The following is a 26,330-nucleotide window of genomic DNA, read 5'->3' on the forward strand; positions in this document are numbered from 1 at the left end:
GGTCCCCATGGCAAAGCAAAAGTTTAAAATTACCAACTGGCCCGCATATAACAATGCGCTCAGGCAGCGGGGGGACCTGACAGTATGGCTTGATGAGTCAGCCATTGCTGCATGGACTGAGAGTACACCACCTGAACATCGTGGCCGGCCGCTTCACTACACCGATATGGCCATTACCACGGTTCTGATGATAAAGCGCGTGTTTAACCTTTCGCTCCGGGCGTTACAGGGTTTCGTTGACTCGATTTTTAAACTGATGGGGCTGTCGCTGCGCTGCCCAGATTACTCTCTGGTCAGCCGGCGAGCAAAAACCGTCGACATCAGCATAAAAACGCCAACCCGCGGCGAAATCTCACACCTGGTCATCGATGGCACCGGCCTGAAAATCTTCGGCGAAGGCGAATGGAAAGTCAGGCAGCATGGGGCTGAGAGGCGCAGAGTATGGCGCAAGCTTCATCTGGCAGTAGATAGCGCGACACATGAAATTATCTGTGCCGATTTATCGCTAAGCGGTACGACAGATGCGCAGGCGCTGCCCGGGCTGATTAACTAAACCCACCGGAAAATCAGGGAAGCGTCGGCTGACAGTGCTTACGATACGCGTTACTGTCATGATGCTCTGCTGAGGAAAAAAATAAAGCCGCTTATCCCACCGCGAAGTGGTGCGCAATATTGGCCAGCTCGATACCATGAGCGTAACCATGCGGTGGCAAATCAGCATCTGAGCGGCAATAACGATACCTGGAAAAAGAAAGTAGGTTATCACCGGCGTTCACTGGCTGAAACGGCCATGTTCCGGTTTAAAATACTTCTGGGTGGTCATCTGAGTCTGCATGACTATGACGCGCAGGTAGGTGAGGCTATGGCAATGGTCAAAGCGCTTAACCGGATCACGTTGTTAGGAATGCCAAACAGCGTCCGCATCATGTAACAATCGCCCTGATAGGGAGGAAGTCGTCAAAAATTTCGGATTTATTCAACAAAGCGAACGCTTGCCGCAAAAAACGCGTTTACGGCATGTCGACGGTTTGCCTGACGTTTATTGCCGTCATAGCAAAAGGCCGGTGTTTAACCGGCCTTGACGTATAACGCGCAAATATAAGGGGCCTTACCCTGGCGTTTAGGTTTCCTGCAAGCCGAGCTTCTTCTCCAGATAATGGATATTGGTGCCGCCCTGCTGGAAATGCTCGTCATTCATGATCTTCAACTGCAAATCTATATTGGTTTTAATGCCGTCGATAATCAGCTCCGCCAGCGCATTTTTCATGCGGGCGATGGCCACGTCGCGGGTTTCACCAAAACAGATAAGCTTGCCTATCATGGAGTCGTAGGACGGCGGTACCGAGTAACCGGCATAGATATGCGACTCCCAGCGCACGCCCAAGCCGCCCGGCGCATGAAACCGGGTGATTTTGCCCGGGCTCGGCAGGAAGCTTGTCGGATCTTCGGCGTTGATACGACATTCCACCGCGTGGCCGGACACCTTGACATCCTCCTGCTTCAAGGACAAGGGCTGCCCGGCGGCGATGCGCAGCTGTTCTTTGATCAGATCCACGCCGGTTATCATTTCGGTCACCGGGTGTTCCACCTGGATACGGGTATTCATCTCGATAAAGAAAAATTCACCGTTCTCGTAGAGGAATTCAAAGGTGCCGGCGCCGTGATAGCCGATTTCCAGACAGGCTTTGGCGCAGCGCTCGCCGATAAAGCGGCGCAATTCTTCGGTAATGCCGGGCGCAGGCGCTTCTTCCACCACCTTTTGATGACGGCGCTGCATGGAGCAGTCGCGCTCCGCCAGGTAAAGGGCGTTGCCTTGACCGTCAGCCAGCACCTGGATTTCGATATGGCGCGGATTCTCCAGGTACTTCTCCATGTAGACCATATCGTTATTGAACGCGGCCTTCGCTTCGGCGCGGGTCATACGGATGGAGGCGTCCAGCTCTTTGTCGCTGCGTACCACGCGCATCCCGCGCCCGCCGCCGCCGCCGGAAGCCTTGATGATTACCGGATAGCCGATGCGGTTGGCGATGGCGCGGTTTTTGTCCATATCCTCACCCACCGGTCCGTCGGAACCGGGGACGCAGGGGACGCAGGCCTTTTTCATCGCGTTAATGGCGGAAACTTTATCGCCCATCAGCCTAATGGTTTCCGCGCGCGGGCCGATAAAGATGAAGCCTGAGCGCTCAACCTGCTCGGCGAAATCGGCGTTCTCGGAGAGGAAGCCGTAGCCCGGGTGGATAGCCACCGAGCCGGTGATCTCCGCCGCGGAGATGATGGCGGGGATATTGAGGTAGCTTTTTACCGACGGCGGTGGGCCGATACAGATTGTCTCATCGGCCAACAGCACATGTTTTAAGTCACGGTCGGCGGTGGAGTGTACCGCCACGGTTTTGATACCCAGTTCTTTGCACGCGCGCAGAATACGCAACGCAATTTCACCGCGGTTTGCGATGATGATTTTATCTAGCATTTGGCGCCTCGTTATTCGATGACGACCAGCGGCTCGTCGAATTCAACTGGTTGGCCGTTGTCCAGCAGGATAGCTTTCACCACGCCGGCTTTATCCGATTCAATCTGGTTCATCATTTTCATCGCTTCAACGATACAAAGGGTGTCGCCAACGTTGACCTTCTGACCGACCTCGACGAAAGGTTTCGCATCCGGGCTCGGGGTGCGGTAGAAGGTTCCCACCATGGGCGAGTGCACAAGGTGACCGCTCATGGTTGCGGGCACGGCGGCGGCTTCCGCTACGACAGGCGCGGCGGCGGCCGGGACCGCGGACTGCTGCTGCACCGCAGGGATATAAGCCTGTTGCATCATCGGGTAGGCTGGTTGCGCCGTAGCACGACTGATACGAACCGATTCTTCACCTTCAGAAATTTCCAGCTCGGAAATGCCGGATTCTTCAACCAGTTCAATCAGTTTCTTGATCTTACGAATATCCATGAATGGGGTTCCATACTCTAATTAATTGGATGTGGACAGGCGTTTGACCGCCGTCTGTAAAGCAAAGTGATACCCATCGGCGCCGAGGCCGCATATCACGCCAACCGCAATATCGGACAGATAGGAGTGATGACGGAAAGGTTCCCGCGCATGCACATTGGAGAGATGAATCTCAATGAACGGGATGTTTACCGCTAACAGCGCATCGCGCAGGGCGACGCTGGTATGGGTAAACGCCGCGGGGTTGATAATGATAAAATCGGTATTCCCCCGGGCCTGATGGATACGGTCGATCAGCGCATGTTCCGCGTTGGACTGAAAATGGCTGAGTTCTGCCCCCAGGCTGCCGGCCAGCGTGCTCAGACTCGCGATGATGTCGGCAAGGGTGGTATGACCATACTTGTCCGGTTCGCGGGTGCCGAGCAAATTCAGGTTCGGCCCATTGAGAAGCAAAATGTGGAACTTATCGGCCATTATGCGGCGATCTCCCTCTCAATTTACGTTACCCCGTAGAAAATAACCAATGGTAAACGATTTGTCATCTTTTTGCTGACATTTCGATGCTGATTTGCCATCGGGGTCAGGCATTATAATGATATCGCGGATTTTCGCAGCAAATTACTGGCGGTATCCGCGAAGATATCTTTTAACGACCTGTTTCGGGCGGGAGTAAGATAACGCAACTGGTTACTATAACGGAAGTTAAAATTGATCTTTCACCGCCACCATTGGCGAAATTTCTTATAGCGTAGAGCCAGGAGCGCCAGCGCCGCCACGGCATACAACACCGGCTGCGGCGAAAGGATTTTGACTGACCACAGATAGTGAATCGGCGCTAGGATGGCCACTATATAAATCAGATTGTGCAGGATTTGCCAGCGATTTTTTAATTTGCGCTGCGCCCACAGGGTAGAGGTGCCGGCCAGCAGCAGCAGTATCACCCAACTGGTAATGCCGAGCACCAGATAGGGGCGGGTCACCAGCTCCCGGCTGAGTAAACGCAGGTTATCGATCCCGAGCTCCAGCAGCGCATAACTGGCCAAATGCAGCGTGGCCCAGGCGAAACACCACAGTCCGAGCAACCGCCGGCAACGGACAAGCAGCGGCTGGCGCGCGTAGCGGGCCAGGGGCGTCACCAGTAGCGAGGCCAGCAGCAGCTTAAGCGCCATGTGGTCGGTGAAATGCTGGATATCTTTGGCGGGATCGGCGCTGAAGTCGCTTTGGCTGACGGCATAGACCAGCCACAGCAGCGGCAGCAGGGCGGCCAGGTGCAACACTGTTTTTAGCCAGAATAGGTGCTTTAGATTCAGACGCACTTAGAAATTCTCCCGCAGGTTCAGACCGCGATACAGGCTGGCCACACGATCGGCATAGCCGTTATACAGCAGCGTCGGTTGTCGTTTAACGTCCAGAATGCCGCCGCTGCCGATAACCCTCTCCGTCGCCTGCGACCAGCGAGGATGATCCACATGCGGGTTCACGTTGGCGTAAAAACCATATTCATTCGGCGCTGCCAGATTCCAGGTGGTGGGCGGTTTATCACGGGTCAGGCGGATATGCACGATGGATTTGATTCCTTTGAAACCGTATTTCCAAGGCGTAATCAGCCTGATGGGCGCGCCGTTTTGCGGCGGTAGCGTTTTGCCATAAACGCCCACGGTCATTAACGCCAGCGGATGCATGGCTTCGTCCAGCCGCAAAGCTTCTACATAGGGATATTGCAGGCCGCCGCCGATAAAACGGTCTTTTTCTCCCGGCATCTGTTCGGGATCATCAAGGGTCTGGAAGGCAACAAAACGCGCCTGACCGGTGGGTTCCACCAGCTTCAGCAACTGATTGAGCTCAAAGCCTATCCAGGGGATCACCATCGACCAGGCCTCGACGCAGCGCAGTCGGTAAATACGTTCTTCCAGCGCGAACCGCTTGAGTATATCCGCCATGTCCAGCGTCATCGGTTTTGCGACTTCGCCGTCAATACGTATCTGCCACCCCTCGGTTTTCAGACCGCCGGCGTGCGCGGCGGGGTCCGCCTTATCCAGCCCAAATTCGTAAAAATTGTTGTACCCGGTAACTTTGTCCACCGGCGTGAGCGGCACTTGTGCGTGCCACGCCGCGGGGCGCGTAAAGTCTAACCGGTTTACCCGGCAGCGGCTTCACCGCCTTATCCCGGCTGAAAAAGAGAGCAGATCCGCACGCGCCGAGGGGGAAAGGCTGAGAGTGGCGGCGGTAATACCAAGCGCTTTCAGTACTTTACGACGCTGAAAAAAAACCTCTTCAGCGGTAACGTCGGCCTCGCGCAATCTGGGCAAAGAAATCATGGCGGACTCCATCGGGATAATTTTGGTGCCGGTTTAAGTATGATGTATAAATTGCGTTTTTATTCGCTGACGGAAACGGCTATTTTTAAAGCGGCCCGCTTAAGAATATCGGTAACCCCCTTTTGTTATGGAGTTCAGGGATGCGACTCAACGTCCGACTCTCGGCCATGACGGCCATGCTTTGTGCCCTAGTGACGCTGCTGATGCTGGCGGGCAGCGCATTGAGTTATTTCAGGCTGCACCAGCAACGGCTGGACAGGCAGTTGACGGCGATGGCCGACAGCTTCGATCGCTTGATGTTGACGGAGCCGCTGCCTGCCGTGGCGCCCTGGCTGCCGCTGGCGATGGATAGCGCCGGCATTACCCGACTGGAGCTGTTGCGTCGGGGGGAAACCGTTTACCACCTGGCGCGGCCGCCGGGCAGCGGACACGGCGACCCGCTGTCCGACACTCAGCGACAGCGGGAATTGCCGCTGCCGCGCCATCCCGACTACCAGTTGGTCATCTTCTACACCGACACGCTGGCCAGCGATGTTCACTCCCTGCGGGCTACCGCGCCGGTTAGCGTGGCGCTGGGGCTTATCCTCGTGTTTTTGTTTCTCGCTCTGCGCTGGCTACGCCGGCAAATACAGCCACAAGAATCGCTGGAAACGCGGGCCAGGCGCATTATTTACGGCGAGCGCGAGAATGTGGGCGAGCAGCCGGATGAAATGCCTAGCCTGACCGGCAGCGCCATCGATCGCCTGTTGCGTGATTTGGCGCAGGCGCGTGAGCAGCGCAGCCGGGTGGATATTCTGATACGCGCTTTCGCCGCCCATGACGCGCGCACCGGGCTGACCAACCGGCTGTCGTTCGATAGCCAGCTGGCTCTGCAACTGGAGGATAACCAGGATGTGGTCGCCCACGGCGTGGTGCTGCTGATTATGCGCCCGGACCCCGAGCGGCTGGCGGAGCGTCTGGGGCCGGCGCATTCCGCGGCGATTAACGGCGCGTTAATCAATTTGGTGTCGGTCTCGGTCAAACGTTATCCAGACGCGTTGCTGGCGCACTATTTTTCGCGACGATTTAGCGGTACTGTTGCCGCACTGTTCGCTGAAAGAAGCGGAATCCCTCACCCACCAACTGTTGGGCGCGCTGGCTACCCTGCCGGATATACCGGCCGCCTGCAGCGACGATCTGCTGCACATTGGGGTAAGCGCTTACCGTCCCGGCCAGACGGCGTTGGAAGTGATGGAGAGCGCCGAGCACGCCGCGCGTGAGGCGGGGCTACAGGGGGGTAACGGCTGGTCGGTCTATGATAACCGCGTGCCGCAGCAGGCGCGCGGCAACGTCAAATGGCGCACGCTACTTGAGAACACGCTGATCGGCGGCGGTCCTCAACTGCTGATCCGCCCCGCTTTCGGCCACGATGGCGCGCTCGACCATTACGTCGTCATCAACCGCATCCAGGATGGCGCTGATACCTTGACCGCGGCCGAATTCTTGCCGGTGATGCGCCAATTGGGGCTGGCGCAGCGCTATGAACGCCAGCAGCTGCTGCGGTTGATCCCGCTGCTGTCCCAACTGCCGGGGGTGGTCCTGTCGATAGCGGTAAGTGTGTACTCACTCTTGCAGCGCGACTTTCGTCACTGGTTGCGCGATACCCTCATGCAGTGCGGTAAATCCGTGCGAAGCCAAATTATGTTTGAACTTGTTGAGGCGGATCTCTGTCAACATTTGGAACCTCTACGTCCGGCGCTACGTCTGTTGACCGGACTCGGTTGCTTGTTAACGGTTAACCGGGCTGGGATGACCCTGGTCAGTACCGGCTACATCAGTATGGTACCGATTTCAGTTATCAAACTGCATCCCGGCCTGGTGCGCGATATCGACCGCCGACAGGAGAATCAACTGTTCGTGCAAAGTTTGCCGGAAGCCTGCATCGGCACCCGGACGCGGGTTTTTGCGACCGGCGTGCGCAGCGCACGCGAGTGACAAACCTTGTTGGATCATGCCGTAGCGGGCGGCGAAGGCGATTTTTTCGCACCGATTGCGCCGTTAGGGGAGTTGCTAAAAAAATATTCACGATTTGATCCGAGATTAGTGTAAAAGTCCGTGAAAAATTAACGTACAATACGCCTCAACAGCCTCACACGTTAGTGGGCGCTCACAATGCGCGAATAGGTCAATTTACACGATTCTGACCCTCATATTCGTCATATTGGACGTTAGCAAAAGTGATAATCTCGCACTTCGCCTGACTAAAATCCGCAGAGGAATTTTCTTCGGTTAGTGGGAATGTTAACGGGGACGTATTTTTCATAGAAGTCGCGCGTTTTTACGCCTTGTCACTGCTTCTCGTGGTTGGTAAAGTAGGCGGATTTCATTTTTCGCCCCCAGCTTGCAGGATTATCCTTCAGTTATGTTTAAAAAATTTCGTGGCATGTTTTCCAATGACTTGTCCATCGACCTGGGTACCGCCAATACCCTCATTTATGTGAAAGGACAGGGCATTGTCCTGAACGAACCTTCCGTCGTAGCCATTCGTCAGGACCGAGCCGGTTCGCCGAAAAGCGTTGCGGCCGTCGGCCATGAAGCGAAGCAGATGCTGGGGCGTACGCCCGGCAATATCGCGGCCATCCGGCCGATGAAGGATGGCGTCATTGCCGACTTCTTCGTTACCGAGAAAATGCTGCAGCACTTCATCAAACAGGTTCACAGCAACAGCTTCATGCGGCCCAGCCCGCGCGTGCTGGTGTGCGTGCCGGTGGGGGCGACCCAGGTAGAACGTCGCGCGATTCGTGAATCCGCCCAGGGCGCGGGCGCGCGTGAAGTCTTTCTGATCGAAGAACCGATGGCCGCCGCGATCGGCGCCGGCCTTCCGGTCTCCGAGGCTACCGGCTCAATGGTGGTGGATATCGGCGGCGGTACCACCGAGGTCGCGGTCATCTCGCTTAATGGCGTGGTGTACTCTTCTTCCGTGCGCATTGGCGGCGATCGCTTCGATGAAGCTATTATTAACTATGTGCGCCGCAATTACGGCTCGCTGATTGGCGAGGCCACGGCCGAGCGGATCAAACACGGCATTGGTTCCGCTTATCCGGACGATGAGGTGCGCGAGATTGAAGTGCGCGGCCGTAATCTGGCCGAGGGCGTGCCGCGCGGTTTCACCCTGAACTCGAACGAGATCCTCGAAGCGTTGCAGGAACCGTTAACCGGTATCGTGAGCGCGGTGATGGTGGCGCTGGAACAGTGCCCGCCGGAGCTGGCTTCCGATATTTCCGAGCGCGGCATGGTGCTTACCGGTGGCGGCGCGCTGCTGCGTAATCTCGATCGCCTGTTGATGGAGGAAACCGGCATTCCGGTGGTGGTGGCGGAAGATCCGCTTACCTGCGTCGCCCGCGGCGGCGGCAAGGCGCTGGAGATGATCGATATGCACGGCGGTGATTTGTTCAGCGAAGAATAACCTGCCTCGAAAAGGGGGGAACCGTCCGGGTAAATGCTGCAATGGGCTGTCCCGGGCGGCGCCTCCCTTTTTTGTTGAGGAAAATGCATAGTTTATGAAGCCGATTTTCAGCAGAGGCCCTTCTCTGCAACTGCGACTTTTTCTGGCGGTCATGGTGGCTATCGCCGCCATTATCGCCGACAGCCGGCTGGGGACGTTCGTTAAAATCCGGACCTATATGGATACGGCCGTCAGTCCCTTCTATTTTCTGGCCAATGGCCCGCGCCAGATGCTGGATAATGTGTCGCAGACGCTGGCGACCCGCGCCCAGCTGGCGTTGGAAAACCGGGCACTGCGCCAGGAGTTGCTGTTGAAGAACAGCGAGCAGCTGCTGTTGGGCCAGTACAAGCAGGAAAACGCCCGGCTGCGCGAGCTGCTGGGGTCGCCGCTGCGCCAGGATGAACAGAAAATGGTCACCCAGGTGATCTCTACCAGTACCGATCCCTATAGCGATCAGGTGGTGATCGACAAAGGGCTGGATAATGGCGTTTATGTCGGCCAGTCGGTCATCAGCGACAAAGGGGTGGTAGGCCAGGTGATCGCCACCAGCAAGCTCACCAGCCGGGTGCTGCTGATTTGCGATGCGTCCCACGCGCTGCCGATACAGGTGCTTCGCAACGATATTCGTGTGATCGTCGCCGGTAATGGTTGTACCGAGGATTTACAGCTGGAGCATTTGCCGGGCAATACCGACATTCGCGTCGGCGACGTGCTGGTGACTTCCGGTTTGGGGGGGCGCTTCCCGGAAGGGTATCCGGTGGCGGTTGTCTCCTCGGTGAAAGTCGATACGCAGCGCGCCTATACCGTCATCCAGGCACGCCCCACGGCCGGCCTACAGCGCCAGCGCTATTTGCTGCTGCTGTGGGGCGCCGATCCGCGCGGCGAGGTGCCGCTGCCGCCTGACGAGGTGCATAGGGTGGCTAATGAACGCTTGATGCAAATGATGCCGCAGGTGCTGCCGCCGCCTGACGCTATGGGACCGCCGCCGCCGACCAGCAGCACCAGCCGCGCGGCGAGCGCCGGAAGCAACGGCGCCAGCCAGGACGCCTCTGGCGATCCCCAAAACGCCAAAACGCCGCGGCGGCCCCTATTTGGCGGCGTGGGAGAGGGACAATGAACCGCTATCACCGCCACGGTGGGTGGATTATTTGGCTCTCCTTCCTCATCGCGATTGTTCTACAAATCATGCCGTGGCCGCCGCAGCTGTACCTTTTTCGTCCCTCCTGGCTTAATTTGCTGCTCATTTACTGGGTGATGGCGCTGCCGCACCGGGTCAATGTGGGCACCGGTTTTATCCTCGGGCTGATTATGGATCTGATTCTCAGCTCAACCCTGGGTGTGCGTGCCCTGGCGCTGAGTATTCTCGCGTATCTGGTGGTGTTCAAATTTCAGTTATTTCGCAACATGGCCCTTTGGCAACAGGCGCTGATTGTGATACTGCTGTCATTAACAACTCAGGTGATCGTATTCTGGGCGGAGTTTTTGGTGATCAATATTTCATTCCGCCCGGAAATATTCTGGAGCAGCGTGGTGGATGGCGTATTGTGGCCCTGGTTATTTCTGCTGATGCGCAAAATACGCCGTCAATTTGCCGTGCAGTAGCGAGAAAAGGAAACCGCGATGAAGGCGATTTATCTGGCGTCCGGCTCGCCCCGGCGCAGGGAATTACTGGCGCAGCTGGATGTTCCTTTTGCGGTGATTAGCGCCCCGGTGGAGGAGCGCCGCCGCGCGGGCGAAAGCGCGGTAGACTACGTGCAGCGGCTGGCGCGCGATAAGGCCTGCGCAGGCCTGGCCGGAACCGCGGCCGGTGCTGGGCGCTGATACGATTGTGGTCCTTAACCGGCAGGTGCTGGAGAAGCCGAGCGATGTGCAACACGCCCGGCAAATGCTGACGCAGCTCTCCGGCCAGAGTCATCAGGTGATGGCCGCGGTCGCGCTGGCCGACGCCGCGCGGGTTGCGAGCCGTCTGGTGGTGACCGAGGTGACCTTTCGCGTGCTGACCTCTGACGAGATCGCGCGTTATATCGCTTGCGGGGAACCGATGGACAAGGCCGGCGCCTATGGTATTCAGGGAAAAGGCGGCGCCTTCGTGCGCTCGATTCACGGCAGCTACCCTGCCGTGGTGGGCCTGCCGCTGGTGGAAACCTGGGAACTGCTCGGTGAATTCAACGCTCAGGCTTGAGCAAGAGGAATCTATGACAGCTGAATTACTGGTCAATATCACGCCCTCCGAAACACGGGTTGCCTATATCGACGGCGGCATCCTGCAGGAGATCCATATCGAGCGGGAAGCGCGGCGCGGCATTGTCGGTAATATCTATAAAGGACGGGTTAGCCGCGTGCTGCCGGGTATGCAGGCGGCGTTTGTCGATATCGGGCTGGATAAAGCCGCCTTCTTGCACGCCTCGGATATTATGCCTCATACCGAATGCGTGGCCGGCGAAGAACAAAAGAATTTTCAGGTGCGCGATATCGCCGAGCTGGTGCGCCAAGGGCAGGATATTATGGTGCAGGTGGTGAAAGACCCCCTCGGGACAAAAGGGGCGCGGCTGACCACCGATATTACGCTGCCGTCGCGCTATTTGGTCTTTATGCCGGGGGCCGCCCACGTCGGCGTGTCGCAGCGTATCGACAGCGAGGCGGAGCGTGAGCGATTAAAACAGATCGTGGCGCACTATTGCGACGAGCAGGGCGGTTTTATCATCCGTACCGCGGCCGAAGGCATCGGCAATGAAGAGCTGTCTCAGGACGCCGCCTTTCTCAAACGGCTGTGGACAAAAGTCATGGAGCGCAAGCGCCGCAATCAGACCCGCTATATGCTGTATGGCGAGTTGGCCCTCGCCCAGCGCATATTGCGTGACTTCGCCGGGGCGGCGCTGGACCGTATCCGGGTCGACTCACGGCTGACGCACGAATTGCTGCTGGAGTTTACCGCCGAATATATTCCGGAAATGACCGCCAAGTTGGAGTATTACAGCGGCAAGCAACCGATCTTTGATCTCTATGATGTGGAAAATGAAATTCAGTGGTCCCTTGAGCGTAAGGTCGAGCTTAAATCCGGCGGCTATCTGATCATTGATCAAACCGAAGCGATGACCACTATTGATATCAATACAGGCGCCTTTGTCGGCCACCGCAATCTCGACGAAACGATCTTCAACACCAATATTGAAGCCACGCAGGCCATTGCGCGCCAGCTGCGGCTGCGTAATCTCGGCGGCATTATCATTATTGATTTTATCGATATGGGCAATGAGGAGCACCGTCGGCGGGTGCTGCATTCCCTTGAGCAGGCGCTGAGTAAAGATCGGGTAAAGACCGGTATCAATGGGTTTTCACAATTGGGACTGGTGGAGATGACGCGCAAACGCACGCGTGAAAGTATTGAACATGTGCTGTGTAGCGAGTGTCCTACCTGTCACGGCCGCGGGACGGTGAAAACCATTGAAACGGTTTGCTATGAAATCATGCGCGAAATCGTGCGCGTGCACCATGCTTACGACTCCGATCGTTTTCTGGTCTATGCGTCGGCCGCGGTGGGTGAGGCGCTGAAAAGCGATGAATCCCACGCGCTGTCCGAGGTGGAAATTTTCGTCGGCAAGCAGGTGAAAGTCCAGATTGAGCCGCTTTACAGCCAGGAGCAGTTCGATGTGGTGATGATATAAGCCGTTGCTGCCAGGCAGATCTGTAACCAGTAAAAGCCGTCACGTCGGACGCGACGGCCGCGCAACAGCAAGCAAGGAGACAGGCGTGAAGCGACTACCGGGGATACTGATGGCGATTGGCGCCACCCTGATCGTCCTGGTGGCGTTGACGGTCAGCGGGTTGCGTCTGGCTTTGCCGCACTTGAACAGCTTTCGCCCGCAGATAGTCTCCGTATTGAATCGCGCTTTCGATGCCGACATCCAGCTGCGGCAGTTGCACGGCAGCTGGCAATCCTTCGGGCCGACGCTGGATATCGGGGGGATTGACGCCACTACCGCCGATGAGCGTCTGCACGTGCAGCGCGCCGCGCTGGCGCTGGACGTGTGGCAATCCTTGCTGCACTGGCGTTGGCAGTTCCGCGACGTGACCTTTTATCGCCTGCAACTGGATCTGAATACCACGCTGATGGGCCGGGATCACCAAGGTAGCCCCATCAGCTCCGATCGTCTTTCCAATCTTTTTTTGCGCCAGTTCGATCATTTCATCCTGCGCGGCAGCCAGATCACCTTTTTAACCCCTTCGGGCGAACGGACCCGGCTCTCCGTGCCGCAGCTCACCTGGCTTAATACCTCCAACCGTCACCGCGCGGAAGGCAAGATAAGCCTATCGAATACCGATGTGCAGCAGGGCGCGATCGATGTACGAATGGATCTGCACGATCAGCAGGGGTTGCTGGATAACGGCAAAGTGTATCTCAAGGCTCAGGATGTCGATCTCAAGCCGTGGTTTAGCCAACTGCTGCAAAGTCATACCGGCCTGCAAAGCGCCGATTTCAGTCTGGCGGCCTGGCTTACCCTCGAAAACGGCGAAATTGCTGGGGCGGACGCGCTGCTGAGCCGGGGTGCGGCGCTATGGCAGGACGGCGACCAGACGCACCGGCTTGACGTCAATCAACTGGCGCTGGACATTCCGCTCAGCGACGCCGGCGCTACGCGTTTTCAGGCGCGCTGGCGCGATCTCGGTTGGCAGCCCTGGGAGTTGCTGCCAGGGGCGAACCATGTTTCTGGTGAGGCAGAAGGCTCGCTGGCCGCGGGGCGGCTGCAGCTCGCACTGGACGACAGCACGCTGCCCTATCAGAGCATGTTCCGCGCGCCGCTGGCCCTATCCCGCGCTCGCGCAACCTTTGACTGGCGCCACAACCCGCAGGACGGGCTGGTATTATGGGGACGCAATATCGATGCCCAGGCGCGATCGCTTTGGGCCAACGGCGATTTCTATTTCCATAAACCGGTGAAAGGCGAGCCCTGGCTGGACATTCTCGCCGGTCTGCGCCTGGATAATGCCGCCGACGCCTGGCGTTATTTCCCAGAGCCGCTGATGGGGACCCGCCTGGTGGACTATCTGACGGGCGCGCTTAAAGGCGGCCAGGTAGAAAATGCCACTTTGCTGTTTGCCGGCAACCCCAGTCGATTCCCGTTTAAGCATAACGACGGCCAGTTTGAGGTGTGGGTGCCGCTCAAGCAGGCGGAATATCAGTTTGAACCCGGCTGGCCGGCGCTGACGCAGTTGGATATCGACCTGGATTTCGTCAACGACGGCCTGTTTATGCATGCGTCGCAAACCGCGCTCGGCGAGGCTCGCGGTCACAATATCGCCGCCAGTATTCCTGACTATTCCAAAGAAAAATTGTTAATTGATGCAGGCATCAGCGGCGCCGGCAGCGCCATCCGCGACTATTTTCTCCAGACGCCGCTCAAGGCGTCGCTTGACAAAACGCTCGATGAACTGGAGGTCGGCGGGCCGGTGAATGGCGACCTGCATTTGGATATCCCTCTTGACGGTCAGCCGGTGACCACCTCCGGCACTGTGGCGCTGAAAGATAACTCACTGTATATCAAACCGTTGAGTACGACCCTGCAGGGGCTAAGCGGCAATTTCCATTACAATAACGGCAATTTGGATAGCGCCCCTCTTGACGGGCAATGGTTTGGCCAGCCGATAGCGGTGAATTTCACTACCCGCGAAAACCCCACCGGCTTTGATATTAACGTGGGCCTGAAAGGGGACTGGGCGCTCAATCAATTGCCCGGGCTGCCGGCCGCGTTGATGGAGTCGGTCAACGGCCGCGCGGCCTGGCAGAGCGACATCGCCGTTGCTTTGCCGCTGAAGGGAGAAACGCGTTATGAGGTCGCGGTGAAAAGCGATCTGAAGAATGTAAGCAGTCACTTGCCCCCGCCGCTGGATAAATCGGGCGGGCAGCCTTTCTCGCTCGCGGTAAACGCCAAGGGGGACATGCACGCCTTCCTGTTAAGCGGCCATGCCGGTAGCCGCAATAGTTTCAATAGCCAATGGTTGTTCGGGCGCCAACTCGCCTTGGCGCGTGGCGCCTGGGCGGAGGGCGGCAAGATACCGCCGCTGCCGGCGGATAAAAGCCTGACGCTGGGCGGGCAGGCGTGGCATCAACTGGCGTTGACCCGCAATAATGTGGCCGGTGGGAGCAGGGTGACGGCGCAAGGAAAGGAAATTAATGGCGCGCTGCCCATGACCGCGAACGCGCCCTGGCGCGCCGATCTGGACTATCTCTACTACAACCCGGCTTTCGCCGACGCCAGCGCCGATGCCGCTTCGTCCCGCACGGCGGCGCGCCTCAACGACAGCGCTAGCTTCGCTGACTGGCCTGCGCTGGCTGTCGCCTGCCGCCAGTGCTGGATTAAAGGCCAAAATCTGGGGCGCGTCAGCGGCAATATCAAGCCGCAGCAGGATCAACTGATACTGACCGGCGGCGTGATCGATACCGGCAACGCCCGGCTGACCGCCGAGGGCAGCTGGCTCAGCAGCCGCCGCGAGAACCGGACGTCGCTGAAAGGGACGCTGGAAGGGAAAGATATCGGCGCCGCGGCGGATTATATCGGCATGGATACGCCGCGGCGCGAAGCGCCCTTTCACCTGAATTACGATTTGCACTGGCGCGCAGCGCCCTGGCAGCCCGATATCGCGAGTCTGACCGGCGTGCTGCATAGCCAATTGGGCAAGGGTAAAATCGAAAATATCAGCAGCGGCAGCGCAGGACGCATCCTGCGGCTGGTCAGCTTTGATGCGCTGTTGCGCAAATTGCAGTTTGATTTCAGCGACGCTTTCGGCAAGGGGTTTTATTTTGATTCGATCAAAGGCACTGCCTGGTTGAAAGACGGCACCTTGCATACCAACGATCTGTTGATTGATGGCCTGGAAGCGGATATCGCCATGACCGGCGATGTGGATTTCAACCGCCAGCATATTGATATGGAAGCGGTGATCGCGCCGGAAATTTCGGCCACGGTCGGGGTGGCGACGGCATTTGTGATCAACCCGGTGGTGGGCGCCGCGGTTTTTGCCGCCAGCAAGGTATTGGCGCCGCTGTGGAATAAGTTATCGCTGATTCGCTACCATATAAGCGGCAGCTTGGACGCGCCGGAAATACAGGAAGTTCTGCGCCAGCCGCGCGGTCAGGAGGCCAAGTCGAAATAACGGGCTGTTATTTGACGCCGACGGTGAATTGCCGCAGTCATATAAAGATGACGCATGCCTGTATTCGCGCCGTGGCGGGTCAAATCCATTTTTTTAAGAGCGAGCACCTATGAGTCTGACGTTAGTCAGTGAGCATTTACTTTCGGCTAATCAACTGCAGCATGACCATCTGTTCTCTTTATTGGAACAGATGAGTGCACGACGTCTGGACTATACCGATCTCTATTTCCAATCAAGCTATCATGAAGCATGGGTCATTGAAGACGGCATCATCAAGGAAGGGTCGTATAATATCGACCAGGGCGTCGGCGTGCGCGCGATAAGCGGCGAAAAAACCGGTTTCGCCTATGCCGACCAAATCACGCTGGCGGCGTTGAACCAAAGCGTGATGGCTGCGCGCAGCATCGTCAGTGAAGCGGGCAACGGCCGGATACATACCCTGGGTGCGGTGGCTTACCGTCCCCTCTATCCGCCGTTGGATCCGCTCGCCAGTCTGCCGCGCGAGGAGAAAATCGCGCTGCTGCACCGGGTGGATAAAGCGGCGCGCGCCGCCGATGCGCGCGTCCAGGAAGTTACGGCCAGCCTGTCGGGGGTGTATGAGCAGATTCTGGTCGCCGCTACCGACGGTACGCTGGCGGCGGATGTGCGCCCGCTGGTGCGTCTGTCCATCAGCGTGCAGGTCGAGCAGGACGGTAAACGCGAGCGCGGCCCCTGCCGGCGCCATGCCGGTAGTGCTCGGCGCGGGTTGGCCGGGCGTGCTGCTGCACGGAGCGGTGGGACACGGCCTGGAGGGGGATTTTAATCGCCGCGGCAGCTCGGTGTTCAGCGGGCAGATGGGCAAGCGGGTGGCGTCCGAGCTATGCACGGTGGTCGACGATGGTACGCTCGCCGGTCTGCGCGGATCGCTGGCCATTGATGATGAAGGCGTGCCGGGGCAATACAATGTGCTGATAGAAAACGGCCGGCTGAAAGGGTACATGCAGGACAAACTTAACGCCCGGCTGATGGGGGTGGCGCCCACCGGCAACGGCCGACGCGAGTCCTATGCGCATTTGCCGATGCCGCGGATGACCAATACCTACATGCTAGCGGGTCAATCGACGCCGGAAGAGATTATCGCCAGCGTGGAGCGCGGCATTTACGCGCCCAACTTTGGCGGCGGGCAGGTGGATATCACCTCCGGCAAGTTCGTTTTCTTCACCTCGGAAGTCTATTTGATTGAAAACGGTCGCGTGACCACGCCGGTGAAAGGCGCAACGCTCATCGGCTCCGGTATCGAGGCAATGCAGCAAATCTCGATGGTCGGCAATGAATTGGCGTTGGATAAAGGGGTTGGCGTTTGCGGCAAAGAAGGCCAAAGCTTACCGGTGGGCGTGGGCCAGCCGACGCTGAAGTTGGACAAAATCACCGTGGGCGGTACCGCCTAAGCCGCGGCTGACGTCGGCGCGGGATGGCGCCGCTACCTCCTGGGCGTCTTGGGCCTCACTGCCCGAACGCGGTGGGCCCACGATAGCCTCAGGCATATCGCCTTAAGCATCATTGCGCCGGCGCCGCCGTTCACACGGCGGACAATAGCCCACCCCGGCTTAACCGACGCTGTCCTGACGAAAAGTCTGATACATATCCGCCACCTTACTAAAGTAGTCGGTGAGGTGGTTAATGCAGACCTGTATCTTCAGCGGCAACTTATCACGCGCCGTATACACCGGCCGCGGATCGGAGTGATAGCGGCATAAAATTTCCACATTGCCGCGTTTGATCTCATCCAGGACCCACATAATCGGCACATAAGCGATGCCAGCGCCGGCGGTCAGCCAGCGGATCAGCGTTTGCGAATCGTTGGTGGTAAAGCGACCGGCCGGCGACAAATGCAGCGTAATGCCTTCCGGCGCAATGAGTTCAAACTCGCTGTCCGGGCGCACGTCATATTCCAGCCAAGAGAAATTGGCCATGTCGCCGGGTTTTTCCAGCGTACCCCGCTGCGCCAGATAGCTTTTAGCGGCGCACACCACCATCGGCATCGAACCCAGCCGGCGCGAAAACAGACCGGAATCCTGTAGCGCGCCCACCCGCACCACCAGATCTAGCCCGTCGGCGATAAGATCCGGCGCCGGAATACCGGTCACCAGGTTGACCGACAGGCCGGGATACTCCTTTAGCATCTCGGCGGTAATCGGCGCCAGAACATTTTGCGCCAGCGTCGAGGAGCTGCCGATGCGCAGGGTGCCGATGGGTGTATTATTAAAAGCGAATAATTGCTCATGCACCTCATTGAATTCCTGCAGCATACGCCGGCAGCCCTGGTAGTAAATTTTGCCGGCTTCGGTCAGGTCGATACTGCGGGTGCTGCGGTTAAGTAGCTTTACCTGCAAGTCATTTTCCAATTTCGCCACGGTCTGACTGACGGAAGAGACGCACATTTGCAGCCGGCGCGCGGCGCTGGTAAACGAGTTGGCCTCCACCACCCAGGCGAATATCAACATGCGTTTTAGTCTTTCCATTATTCACCCAGGCTTAAAAGTGATTTAGATCACGTTATGTTGAAACCGACGGATTATACAGGGTAATATAGCAATGTCGATTCGCCTTATCGCGTTCGCTAACCTGAAATAGTTTACCATTTTATTAGCTATTTTATAAATAGTAACAATTTGAACGGGCTGTACACAATCGGCTAACGCCCCCTTTCCCGGAAAACGTGATCATTCCCCCCGCGGGGTTCTATACTCATCCTGAGCGCGACCGGGGGGACGGCCTTTTGTCGCGACATCCCTGTCAAAGTGGCGAAAGGCGGCACAGGAATCGACATCGGTTACAGTTAAAGGAAAAAGTATGAGTTTGCTTTCGGTCATGGTGATCTTTGGCCTGTCCTTTCCACCTGTATTTTTCGAGCTGATCCTCTCGCTGGCGCTGTTTTTCGCGCTGCGCAGGCTATTGCTGCCCAGCGGAATCTATGATTTTGTCTGGCATTCGGCCTTATTCAATACCGCACTATATTGTTGCGTTTTTTACCTGATTTCTTGTTTGTTCGTTTGAGGTCGTCGTGAAAACCTTTGCCACTAAAATCGTCCGCGTCGCTATCACCCTGCTGCTGGTGCTGATAGCCGCCATCGCTATTTTCCGCGCCAGGTCGTTTTATACCGAGTCGCCCTGGACCCGCGACGCCAAGTTCACCGCCGATGTGGTGGCCATTGCGCCGGACGTCGGGGGCTTGCTCACCGATGTGCCTATTCGCGATAATCAGCAGGTAAAGAAAGGCGATCTGTTACTCATCATCGACAAACCGCGTTTTCAAGAAGCGCTGGCGGAGGCGGACGTAAGCTATTACCAGGCGCTGGCGGCGGAGAAACAGCGCGAGGCGTCGCGTCGGCGTAGTCTGGGGACCAACGCCATGTCCCAAGAACAGATCGATCAGGCCAGTAACGATTTTTCGACCGCCAGCCATCAGTTGGCCAAAGCCATCGCGGTGAGGAATTTGGCCAAATTGGACTTGGCGCGCACCGAAGTACGGGCGCCGGCGGACAGTTGGGTGACCAATTTGAACGTTCACGCCGGTGAGTTCATCACCCGCGGCTCGGTTGCGGTGGCCCTGGTGAAGAAAGATACCTTCTATCTGCTGGCGTATCTGGAAGAAACCAAGCTGGAAGGGGTGCGGCCGGGGTATCGGGTGGAGATCACTCCCCTTGGCAGTAACCGAATTCTCACCGGCACCGTCGACAGTATCGCCGCCGGTGTGAATAACAGCAGCAGCGCGGTGGACAGTAAAGGGCTTGCCAGCGTCGACTCCAATCTGGAATGGGTCCGCTTGGCGCAGCGTGTTCCGGTAAAAATCGTGCTTGATAAGCAGCAAGGGGATCTCTATCCGGCAGGGACCACGGCCACGGTGGTGATTACCGGCCGGCGCGACGGCCACCCCGGGCGGGTCTCACCCCTGATGCAACTTATCCATCGCCTGAGTGAGTTCGGTTAACCGGTGGCCCGTTGATGCTGCAACCTCTGTTTTTCCGCTGGCGCTTCGCCTTTAAGCTGACGTTTGCGATTTTGCTGGCGTTAGTCCTCGGCTTTCATTTTCAGCTGCAAACGCCGCGCTGGTCGGTATTGACCGCCGCCATCGTCGTCGTCGCCCCGGCGTTTGCCGCCGGCGGCGAGCCGTTCACGGGCGCGATCCGTCACCGCGGCATGCTGAGGATCATCGGTACCTTTATCGGCTGTTTGGGCGCGCTGGTTATCATTATCCTGACGATCCGCGCGCCGGTGGTGATGCTGATGTTGAGCTGCCTCTGGGCCGGCCTGTGCATGTGGATTTCCTCGCTGGTAAAGGTGGAAAACTCTTACGCCTTCGGTCTGGCGGGGTACACCGCGCTCATTATCATCGTCGGTATCCAGAGCTTCCCGCAAATGACCCCGCAGTATGCCGTTGAGCGGGTGAGCGAAATTGTCCTCGGCATTGTTTGCGCCATCCTGGCCGATATCCTTTTTTCGCCGCGCTCTATCAAGCGCGATATCGATCGCGCGCTGGATAAGCTTTTGATCGATCACTATCGGCTACTGCAACTGTGCGTGAATAATGCGCCGAAAGAAGGGGTGGATAGCGCCTGGAGCGAGCTGGTGAAAGCCACCAACGCGCTGTCGGGAATGCGCAGCAATCTCATGATGGAGTCGGCCCACTGGCAGCGCAGCAATCAGCGGCTGGTGGCGATAAATACCCTGTCGCTCACGCTGATTACCCAGGCGTGTGAAACCTTTTTGATCTTACAAAATCACCCTGATTACCTTAAATCCCATTTGCTACTGCTGCTGAGCGAGCCGGCCGACACGGTGAGCGCGATTCATCGCCGGATGAAGCTGATGCGCCAGGTGATCGCCACCACGCCAAGCCGAGATACGCCGCTGACCCTGTATACCTGGGTGGGCAGCGCGACGCGCTATCTGCTGCTGATGAAAGGGGTGAAAAGCAACAGCCGGATAAGCGGCGTCGAGGCGTCGGTGCTTACCACCCAGCAGGAGGTCACCGCGCCGTCCGCCGAAGGGCGCCACTCGATGATCAACGGTTTGCGCACCGGTATCGCCACCGCGCTCGGCTGTTTGTTCTGGCTGTGGACCGGCTGGAGCGTCGGCAGCGCCTGTATGGTGATGGTGGCGGTGGTGACGTCGCTGGCGATGCGGCTGCCTAATCCGCTAATGGTGGCGAAAGACTTCGTTATCGGCATGTCGGCGGCGCTGCCTATCGGTGCGCTGTATTACATGCTTATCATGCCGTCCACCCAGCAGAGCCTGCTGCTGCTGTGCCTTGCCCTGGGTATTCTGGCGTTTATCATCGGTATTGAAGTACAAAAACGGCGTTTGGGGACGCTCGGTACCCTGGCGGGCACCATCAATGTCCTGGTGCTATCCAACTCAATGTCGTTCAATGTCAGTACCTTCCTCGACAGCGCGATTGGCCAGCTTATCGGTTGTATTTTGGCGATGCTGGTAATTTTACTGATCCGCGATACCTCGAAGCAGCGCGCGGGACGTATTCTGCTCAATCGCTTCGTTTACGGCGCGGTGTCGGCGATGTCCACCAATAAGACCCGCCGGCGGGTTAACCATTTGCCGCTGTTGTATCAGCAGCTTTTTCAACTGATGGCCATCTTTCCGGGCGATGTGGCCAAATATCGCCTGGCGCTGCTGCTGATCGTGGCGCATCAGCGGCTGCGCAGCGCGGATATCCCGGTGAATGAAGATCTCTCGGCCTGGCACCGCCAGATCCGCGCCACCGAGGATCAGGTGCTCGTGTCGCGCTCTGATCCGCGCCGCAGCCGTAAGTTTGATCAATTACTCACAGAGATGGGCATTTATCGGCATAAGTTTGAGGCCTATCAAGTCGCGCCGGAGATCATCGAATCGGTAGCGCGCCTGACCGACATCCTCCAACGCTACCGCCACGCCCTGAGCGGCTAGCGCCGGCGCTTCCCGTAACGTATTTCCTTGCGCCGCGTCCGCGCGAACCCGCCGTCGGCAACTATACTGATAGCTAACAGCGTTTTTCCCCCACGGCGGGGACCTCTTTGATTGCGAGGACACCATGACAGACGACACAACGCTCAAGGCCCATACCTTGTTCAACACCGGCTATTTTATCGATGGTTAATGGCACACCTCCGATACCACGTTCGATGTGGAGAATCCGGCCACCGGCGAGGTGCTAGCCCGGGTCGCCAAAGCGGGTAAAACGGAAACCGATGCGGCTATCGCCGCGGCGGCGAAGGCTTTTCCGGCCTGGCGCGCTAAAACAGCTAAAGAACGTTCGGAAGTGCTCTACCGCTGGTATCAGCTCATTATGGAAAATCAGGCCTATCTGGCGAAACTGATGAGCGCCGAGCAGGGGAAACCGGTCAAGGAAGCTGCCGGCGAAGTAGCCTATGCCGCCAGTTTTATTCAGTGGTTCGCCGAGCAGGCCAAGCGGGTCAACGGTGAGATCATACCGCCCGCCAAGGCCCACTCGCGCATTTTCGCCACCCGAGAGCCGGTGGGGGTGGTGGCGGCCATCACGCCGTGGAACTTTCCGATGGCGATGCTCACCCGCAAATTGGGGCAGGCGCTGGCGGCGGGCTGTACGGCGCTTATCAAGCCGGCTAACGCTACCCCGCTGTCGGCGTTCGCGCTGTTGGCGCTGGCACAGCAGGCCGGGGTGCCGGACGGGCGTCGCCGGCGATACCCAGGCTATCAGCGATGCCATCATGGCCAGCGGCACGGTGCGCAAAGTGACGTTCACCGGCTCGACCGAGGTAGGCAAAACCTTGATGCGCAACGCGGCCGGTACGATGAAAAAAATCTCCATGGAGCTGGGTGGCAATGCCCCGTATGTTGTGTTTGACGACGCCGATATCCCGGCCGCAGTGGCGGGCGCCATGGCCAATAAATTCCGTAATGCGGGCCAGGTGTGCGTCAGCGTTAACCGCTTCTTTATCCAGGACGGCGTGTACGATCGGTTCGTCGCGCAACTGGCGCAGGAAGTGGAGAAATTGAAAGTAGGTAACGGCGCCGATGAAGGCGTGGTGGTCGGGCCGCTGATTAACCGCGCCGGCGTGGAAAAGGCCGAGGAGCATGTTAATGATGCGCTGAAAAAGGGCGCGCGCGTGGTCACGGGCGGTAAGCGGCACCTGCTGGGCGGCAATTTCTTCCAGCCCACGGTGCTGGCCGATGTCACTGATGATATGCAGCTGGCGCGCGAGGAAACTTTTGGTCCGGTTGCCGCCTGTTTCCGCTTTGCCGACGAGGAAGAGGCTATTCGGCGCGCCAACGATACCCCTTATGGTCTGGCCGCGTACTTTTATACCTGGGATCTGGCGCGGGTGTTTCGCGTCGCGGCGTCGCTTGAGAGTGGAATGATCGGCATCAACGAATGTGCGGTGTCCACCGAGCTGGGGCCGTTTGACGGCGTAAAAGAGTCTGGGCTGGGACGCGAGGGATCGGTGCTAGGCATGGAGGATTATCTGGAAGTAAAAACGCTGCATATCGGCGGACTTTGAGGGCGCCGGTGGCCGTCCATGCTGGCGGGCGGCGCCTAGGCGTCCTGACGGGGGGAATTTAACCGGCTTAGAGGAGAGCGCCTTATGAAAGTATCCTTAGATTTCAATCATATAGCCGACATGCCGGCTTTTTATCGCGCTTTTGATCGCCAATTTGCCATTAGCGAACCTTACGACGCCAACCTCGACGGCCTGTGGCGCATGGTCATGCTGCATTTACCGCTGCCGGTAGAAATTGAATTTTTGCATTTAACCGCGTCGAAAAGACGACGTTTTGGCGCGTTGATACTGCTGTTTGACGAAGCGGAAGAGGAACTTCAGGGCAAGCTGCATTTCAATGTGCTTACCGACGGCAGCGGCGCTTGACGGCATCGCGCGCCGATGGGGGGCACGGCGCCAGAGTGACGTTCGCGGCGCTGATGGCCCAGATGGCGGCGGCCGGGCGGGTTAGCGCTCCGATCGAGCTGTGGCGGATGTGATTGCCATCGCCCTGGCGCAGGGGCGGGCGATAAGCGCGAGGGAGACGCGACGAGCATCGGCCCGCCGGCAACCCAGGCGCCCGGCGTTATTCGGCCTCGGCCAGCGTGCGCAGGTATTGATAAAGCTGCCGCGCGGTTTTAGGGGGGTTGTTGGCCGCCTGCTCTTTCTGGGCATTGCGCACCAGCGCCCGCAGCTGCTGACGGTCGGCCTGCGGATACGTTTCCAGCACGTCCGCAATGGCGTCATCGCCCTGTGCCAGCAGTTTGTCACGCAGCACCTCCAGCTTATGAAACAAGGTGACCTGCTGATTATGGCGGTTTTTCAGTTTATCCAGCGCCTGCTGGATAGGCTTCGGATCCCGGGCGCGCAGCATTTTGCCGATAAGTTGTATTTGGCGGCGCTGGCCTTCGCGCTTGATGCGCTGCGCGATCGCGATCGCTGCGCGGAAATCGTCGTCTAGCGGGATTTTATCCAGCGCGTTTTTGCCGAGCGACACCAGCTCGACGCCTAATTGTTTCAGCGCCTCGGCGTCGCGCTTGATTTCACTCTTGCTGACCCAAATTATCTCGTCCTGCTCATCGTCTTGCGGCTGCGCGGACTGCGGGTCCTGCCACTCTTCAGGCTGTTTATTCATAGGGGTTCCTTAAAAAGAGGCTCATCCTAGCAGGTTGCTTCGGATGATCAATGGCATTATTTCACCGCGCCACGCCAAAACGCCGTTTATTCCCACACGCCTTCGGCAAGAGGGGCGGAAACACGCTACAGAGTGCGCGCCGAGGCGGCTAGCGCGGGCACCCTTCGCGCAACGAGGAAGGCGCGTTAGCGCGCTATCCCCGTGGGTCTTCGTGCATACAGTGCCAAATGCATTACAGACTGTTAGACTGAAGACATGATGCAACAGCGGTTTCAGATTGGCTGACCGTATAATCCGATTTTGCCGGGCGTGCGGCGAGATCCCTTCTAGCGGATAATGCTCTATGAATAATAGCGGAACCATGAATTTAGTCACCCAGGTCGCCCAGCAACGCACACTTTTGGAAAACGCGGTCGCACAGGCGCTGGAACTGGCGCGCGCCGGGTCGGACGCGGCGGAAGTGGCGGTGACCAAAACCACCGGTATCGGCATTAGCACCCGCTATGGCGAGGTGGAAAATGTCGAGTTCAACAGCGATGGCGCCTTGGGGATAATCGTTTATTATCAGCAGCGCAAAGGCAGCGCCTCCTCCACCGATCTAAGCCAGGACGCCATTGCCCGCACCGTCGCCGCCGCGCTGGATATTGCGCGTTACACGTCGCCCGATCCCGCCTCGGGACCCGCGGAAAAAACGCTGTTGGCGTTTGAGGCGCCGGATCTAGATTTGTTCCACCCCGCCGAGCTTGACGCCGAGCGCTGAATAGCCCTGGCCGCGGCGGCGGAACGGACGGCCCTCGACAGCGATAAGCGCATCACCCATACCGAAGGGGGCAGTTTCAACAGCCATTTCAGCACTCGCGTCTTTGGTAATAGCCACGGCATGCTGCAAAGCTACAGCAGCAGCCGTCACTCTCTCTCCTGCAGCGTCATAGCGGAAAGCGGCGGCGATATGGAACGTAATTACGCCTATACCCTCGGTCGCGCCTTCGACGATTTGAGCTCGCCGCAATGGGTGGGGGAGGAGTGCGCGCGCCGCACGTTGGCGCACCTTAATCCGCGCAAGCTGCCGACCATGGAGGCGCCGGTATTGTTTGCCGCCGAGGTGGCAACCGGTCTGTTTGGGCATTTGGTGGAGGCCATCAGTGGTGGTAATGTCTATCGCAAGTCCACTTTCCTGCTCGATTCACTGGGTAAGGCTATCCTGCCCGATTGGCTGTCTATCCACGAATGTCCCCACCTGCTAAAGGGGCTGGCATCGTCTCCGTTTGACAGCGAAGGCGCGAAGACCAGCGATCGGGCCATCGTCCAGGATGGCGTGCTCAATACCTGGCTGCTTGGCAGTTATGCGGCGCGCAAGCTGGGCCTTGAAAGCACGGGCCACGCCGGCGGGATACACAATTGGCGCATCTCCCATCAGGGGGTGGATTTCGCCGGGCTATTGAAACAAATGGGACGCGGGTTGGTGGTGACGGAACTGATGGGGCAAGGGGGCAGTGCGATCACCGGCGACTATTCCCGCGGCGCCGCCGGCTTCTGGGTGGAAAACGGCGGGATACAATATCCGGTCAGCGAGATAGCCATTGCCGGTAACCTGCGCGAGATGCTGCGCAATATCGTCAGCAATACCGAAACGCGCAGTAATATCCAGTGCGGCTCGGTGCTGCTGTCAGCGATGAAAATCGCCGGCCAGTGACGATGAATTCTCATCCCTGATGACGCGTGTCGGGGGCGGATGGACGTCAGGCGCCGATGATGATGATCGCTGGCCAATGCTCCAATCATTGACCATTGACAATTTCACC

Annotated in this window: 17 protein-coding genes and 6 pseudogenes; 16 read left to right on the forward strand and 7 right to left on the reverse strand. The window is 58.1% G+C overall.

Features of this window, described 5'->3' with window-relative positions:
• Positions 1-7: 7 nt before the first annotated feature.
• A pseudogene (locus tag SOPEG_RS25530) lies at positions 8-931 on the forward strand (IS5-like element ISSoEn1 family transposase).
• Between the two features lie 189 nt (positions 932-1,120).
• Here SOPEG_RS25530 and accC read toward each other — a convergent pair.
• The 5 genes and pseudogenes from accC to msrP all read right to left on the reverse strand — a co-directional run bounded on the left by accC (position 1,121) and on the right by msrP (position 5,264).
• Positions 1,121-2,470 carry an acetyl-CoA carboxylase biotin carboxylase subunit gene (gene accC, locus SOPEG_RS19900; RefSeq protein ID WP_025246646.1) on the reverse strand — a complete coding sequence of 450 codons (1,350 nt, stop codon included), beginning with the start codon at positions 2,468-2,470 and terminating at the stop codon, positions 1,121-1,123.
• A gap of 11 nt (positions 2,471-2,481) precedes the next feature.
• Entirely contained in the window at positions 2,482-2,946 is a 465-nt protein-coding gene (accB, locus tag SOPEG_RS27995) for an acetyl-CoA carboxylase biotin carboxyl carrier protein (RefSeq protein ID WP_025246647.1), read from the reverse strand.
• A gap of 21 nt (positions 2,947-2,967) precedes the next feature.
• The gene (aroQ, locus tag SOPEG_RS28000; protein ID WP_025246648.1) at positions 2,968-3,420 is read right to left on the reverse strand and encodes a type II 3-dehydroquinate dehydratase; all 453 of its coding nucleotides are present in this window, start codon (positions 3,418-3,420) and stop codon (positions 2,968-2,970) included.
• Between the two features lie 242 nt (positions 3,421-3,662).
• The gene (msrQ, locus tag SOPEG_RS19915) at positions 3,663-4,262 is read right to left on the reverse strand and encodes a protein-methionine-sulfoxide reductase heme-binding subunit MsrQ (RefSeq protein WP_025246649.1); all 600 of its coding nucleotides are present in this window, start codon (positions 4,260-4,262) and stop codon (positions 3,663-3,665) included.
• A pseudogene (msrP, locus tag SOPEG_RS19920) lies at positions 4,263-5,264 on the reverse strand (protein-methionine-sulfoxide reductase catalytic subunit MsrP). It abuts the gene before it with no gap.
• 191 nt (positions 5,265-5,455) lie between these two features.
• Here msrP and SOPEG_RS30060 point away from each other — a divergent pair.
• From SOPEG_RS30060 to tldD, 9 genes and pseudogenes are all read left to right on the forward strand, one after another.
• Positions 5,456-6,523 carry a hypothetical protein gene (locus SOPEG_RS30060; protein ID WP_236851572.1) on the forward strand — a complete coding sequence of 356 codons (1,068 nt, stop codon included), beginning with the start codon at positions 5,456-5,458 and terminating at the stop codon, positions 6,521-6,523.
• Positions 6,495-7,238, forward strand: a complete 744-nt coding sequence (locus tag SOPEG_RS30065; protein ID WP_081743076.1) for an EAL domain-containing protein — start codon at positions 6,495-6,497, stop codon at positions 7,236-7,238. Before SOPEG_RS30060 ends, SOPEG_RS30065 begins: the two co-directional genes overlap by 29 nt.
• A gap of 427 nt (positions 7,239-7,665) precedes the next feature.
• Positions 7,666-8,709, forward strand: a complete 1,044-nt coding sequence (mreB, locus tag SOPEG_RS19930; protein ID WP_011410020.1) for a rod shape-determining protein MreB — start codon at positions 7,666-7,668, stop codon at positions 8,707-8,709.
• Between the two features lie 94 nt (positions 8,710-8,803).
• Positions 8,804-9,865, forward strand: a complete 1,062-nt coding sequence (gene mreC, locus SOPEG_RS19935) for a rod shape-determining protein MreC (RefSeq protein ID WP_025246650.1) — start codon at positions 8,804-8,806, stop codon at positions 9,863-9,865.
• Positions 9,862-10,350 (forward strand): rod shape-determining protein MreD, encoded by a 489-nt coding sequence (gene mreD / locus SOPEG_RS19940; RefSeq protein ID WP_025246651.1) that lies wholly within the window; start codon positions 9,862-9,864, stop codon positions 10,348-10,350. The genes mreC and mreD overlap by 4 nt, the downstream gene beginning before the upstream one ends.
• Before the next feature lie 18 nt (positions 10,351-10,368).
• Positions 10,369-10,930 (forward strand): annotated as a pseudogene (locus SOPEG_RS19945) (Maf family protein).
• A gap of 13 nt (positions 10,931-10,943) precedes the next feature.
• Positions 10,944-12,413, forward strand: coding sequence for a ribonuclease G (gene rng, locus SOPEG_RS19950; protein ID WP_025246652.1), 1,470 nt, complete (start codon positions 10,944-10,946; stop codon positions 12,411-12,413).
• An 85-nt stretch (positions 12,414-12,498) separates the two neighbouring features.
• Positions 12,499-15,900: a YhdP family protein gene (locus SOPEG_RS19955; protein ID WP_025246653.1), complete on the forward strand. Its 3,402-nt coding sequence runs from the start codon at positions 12,499-12,501 to the stop codon at positions 15,898-15,900.
• Positions 15,901-16,009: 109 nt separating this feature from the next.
• Positions 16,010-17,327 (forward strand): annotated as a pseudogene (gene tldD / locus SOPEG_RS19960) (metalloprotease TldD).
• Positions 17,328-17,486: 159 nt separating this feature from the next.
• Here tldD and aaeR read toward each other — a convergent pair.
• Positions 17,487-18,401 carry an HTH-type transcriptional activator AaeR gene (gene aaeR / locus SOPEG_RS19965; RefSeq protein ID WP_025246654.1) on the reverse strand — a complete coding sequence of 305 codons (915 nt, stop codon included), beginning with the start codon at positions 18,399-18,401 and terminating at the stop codon, positions 17,487-17,489.
• A 331-nt stretch (positions 18,402-18,732) separates the two neighbouring features.
• On the opposite strand from aaeR, the gene aaeX reads away from it, so the two are divergent.
• From aaeX to SOPEG_RS19990, 5 genes and pseudogenes are all read left to right on the forward strand, one after another.
• Complete coding sequence (gene aaeX, locus SOPEG_RS19970) at positions 18,733-18,936, forward strand: p-hydroxybenzoic acid efflux pump operon protein AaeX (protein ID WP_025246655.1); 204 nt, start codon at positions 18,733-18,735, stop codon at positions 18,934-18,936.
• 7 nt (positions 18,937-18,943) lie between these two features.
• Complete coding sequence (gene aaeA, locus SOPEG_RS19975; RefSeq protein ID WP_025246656.1) at positions 18,944-19,870, forward strand: p-hydroxybenzoic acid efflux pump subunit AaeA; 927 nt, start codon at positions 18,944-18,946, stop codon at positions 19,868-19,870.
• A 14-nt stretch (positions 19,871-19,884) separates the two neighbouring features.
• Positions 19,885-21,843 carry a p-hydroxybenzoic acid efflux pump subunit AaeB gene (gene aaeB / locus SOPEG_RS19980; protein WP_025246657.1) on the forward strand — a complete coding sequence of 653 codons (1,959 nt, stop codon included), beginning with the start codon at positions 19,885-19,887 and terminating at the stop codon, positions 21,841-21,843.
• A gap of 124 nt (positions 21,844-21,967) precedes the next feature.
• Positions 21,968-23,414 (forward strand): annotated as a pseudogene (locus SOPEG_RS19985) (NAD-dependent succinate-semialdehyde dehydrogenase).
• Between the two features lie 84 nt (positions 23,415-23,498).
• Positions 23,499-23,780: a barstar family protein gene (locus SOPEG_RS19990; RefSeq protein WP_025246658.1), complete on the forward strand. Its 282-nt coding sequence runs from the start codon at positions 23,499-23,501 to the stop codon at positions 23,778-23,780.
• A 199-nt stretch (positions 23,781-23,979) separates the two neighbouring features.
• Here SOPEG_RS19990 and yjgA read toward each other — a convergent pair whose 3' ends face one another.
• Positions 23,980-24,528: a ribosome biogenesis factor YjgA gene (gene yjgA, locus SOPEG_RS19995; protein WP_025246659.1), complete on the reverse strand. Its 549-nt coding sequence runs from the start codon at positions 24,526-24,528 to the stop codon at positions 23,980-23,982.
• 361 nt (positions 24,529-24,889) lie between these two features.
• On the opposite strand from yjgA, the pseudogene pmbA reads away from it, so the two are divergent.
• Positions 24,890-26,221 (forward strand): annotated as a pseudogene (pmbA, locus tag SOPEG_RS20000) (metalloprotease PmbA).
• Positions 26,222-26,330: the final 109 nt, after the last annotated feature.

The sequence above is a fragment of the Candidatus Sodalis pierantonius str. SOPE genome (assembly GCF_000517405.1).
Classification (GTDB): domain Bacteria; phylum Pseudomonadota; class Gammaproteobacteria; order Enterobacterales; family Enterobacteriaceae; genus Sodalis_C; species Sodalis_C pierantonii.

Coding starts and splice junctions, on each gene's coding strand:
- SOPEG_RS19990 (WP_025246658.1), top strand. CDS start 23,499: ATGAAAGTATCCTTAGATTTCAATCATATAGCCGACATGCCGGCTTTT.
- aaeR (WP_025246654.1), bottom strand. CDS start 18,401: ATGGAAAGACTAAAACGCATGTTGATATTCGCCTGGGTGGTGGAGGCC.
- aroQ (WP_025246648.1), bottom strand. CDS start 3,420: ATGGCCGATAAGTTCCACATTTTGCTTCTCAATGGGCCGAACCTGAAT.
- SOPEG_RS30065 (WP_081743076.1), top strand. CDS start 6,495: ATGGAGAGCGCCGAGCACGCCGCGCGTGAGGCGGGGCTACAGGGGGGT.
- mreC (WP_025246650.1), top strand. CDS start 8,804: ATGAAGCCGATTTTCAGCAGAGGCCCTTCTCTGCAACTGCGACTTTTT.
- yjgA (WP_025246659.1), bottom strand. CDS start 24,528: ATGAATAAACAGCCTGAAGAGTGGCAGGACCCGCAGTCCGCGCAGCCG.
- rng (WP_025246652.1), top strand. CDS start 10,944: ATGACAGCTGAATTACTGGTCAATATCACGCCCTCCGAAACACGGGTT.
- mreB (WP_011410020.1), top strand. CDS start 7,666: ATGTTTAAAAAATTTCGTGGCATGTTTTCCAATGACTTGTCCATCGAC.
- accC (WP_025246646.1), bottom strand. CDS start 2,470: ATGCTAGATAAAATCATCATCGCAAACCGCGGTGAAATTGCGTTGCGT.
- accB (WP_025246647.1), bottom strand. CDS start 2,946: ATGGATATTCGTAAGATCAAGAAACTGATTGAACTGGTTGAAGAATCC.
- mreD (WP_025246651.1), top strand. CDS start 9,862: ATGAACCGCTATCACCGCCACGGTGGGTGGATTATTTGGCTCTCCTTC.
- aaeX (WP_025246655.1), top strand. CDS start 18,733: ATGAGTTTGCTTTCGGTCATGGTGATCTTTGGCCTGTCCTTTCCACCT.
- aaeB (WP_025246657.1), top strand. CDS start 19,885: ATGCTGCAACCTCTGTTTTTCCGCTGGCGCTTCGCCTTTAAGCTGACG.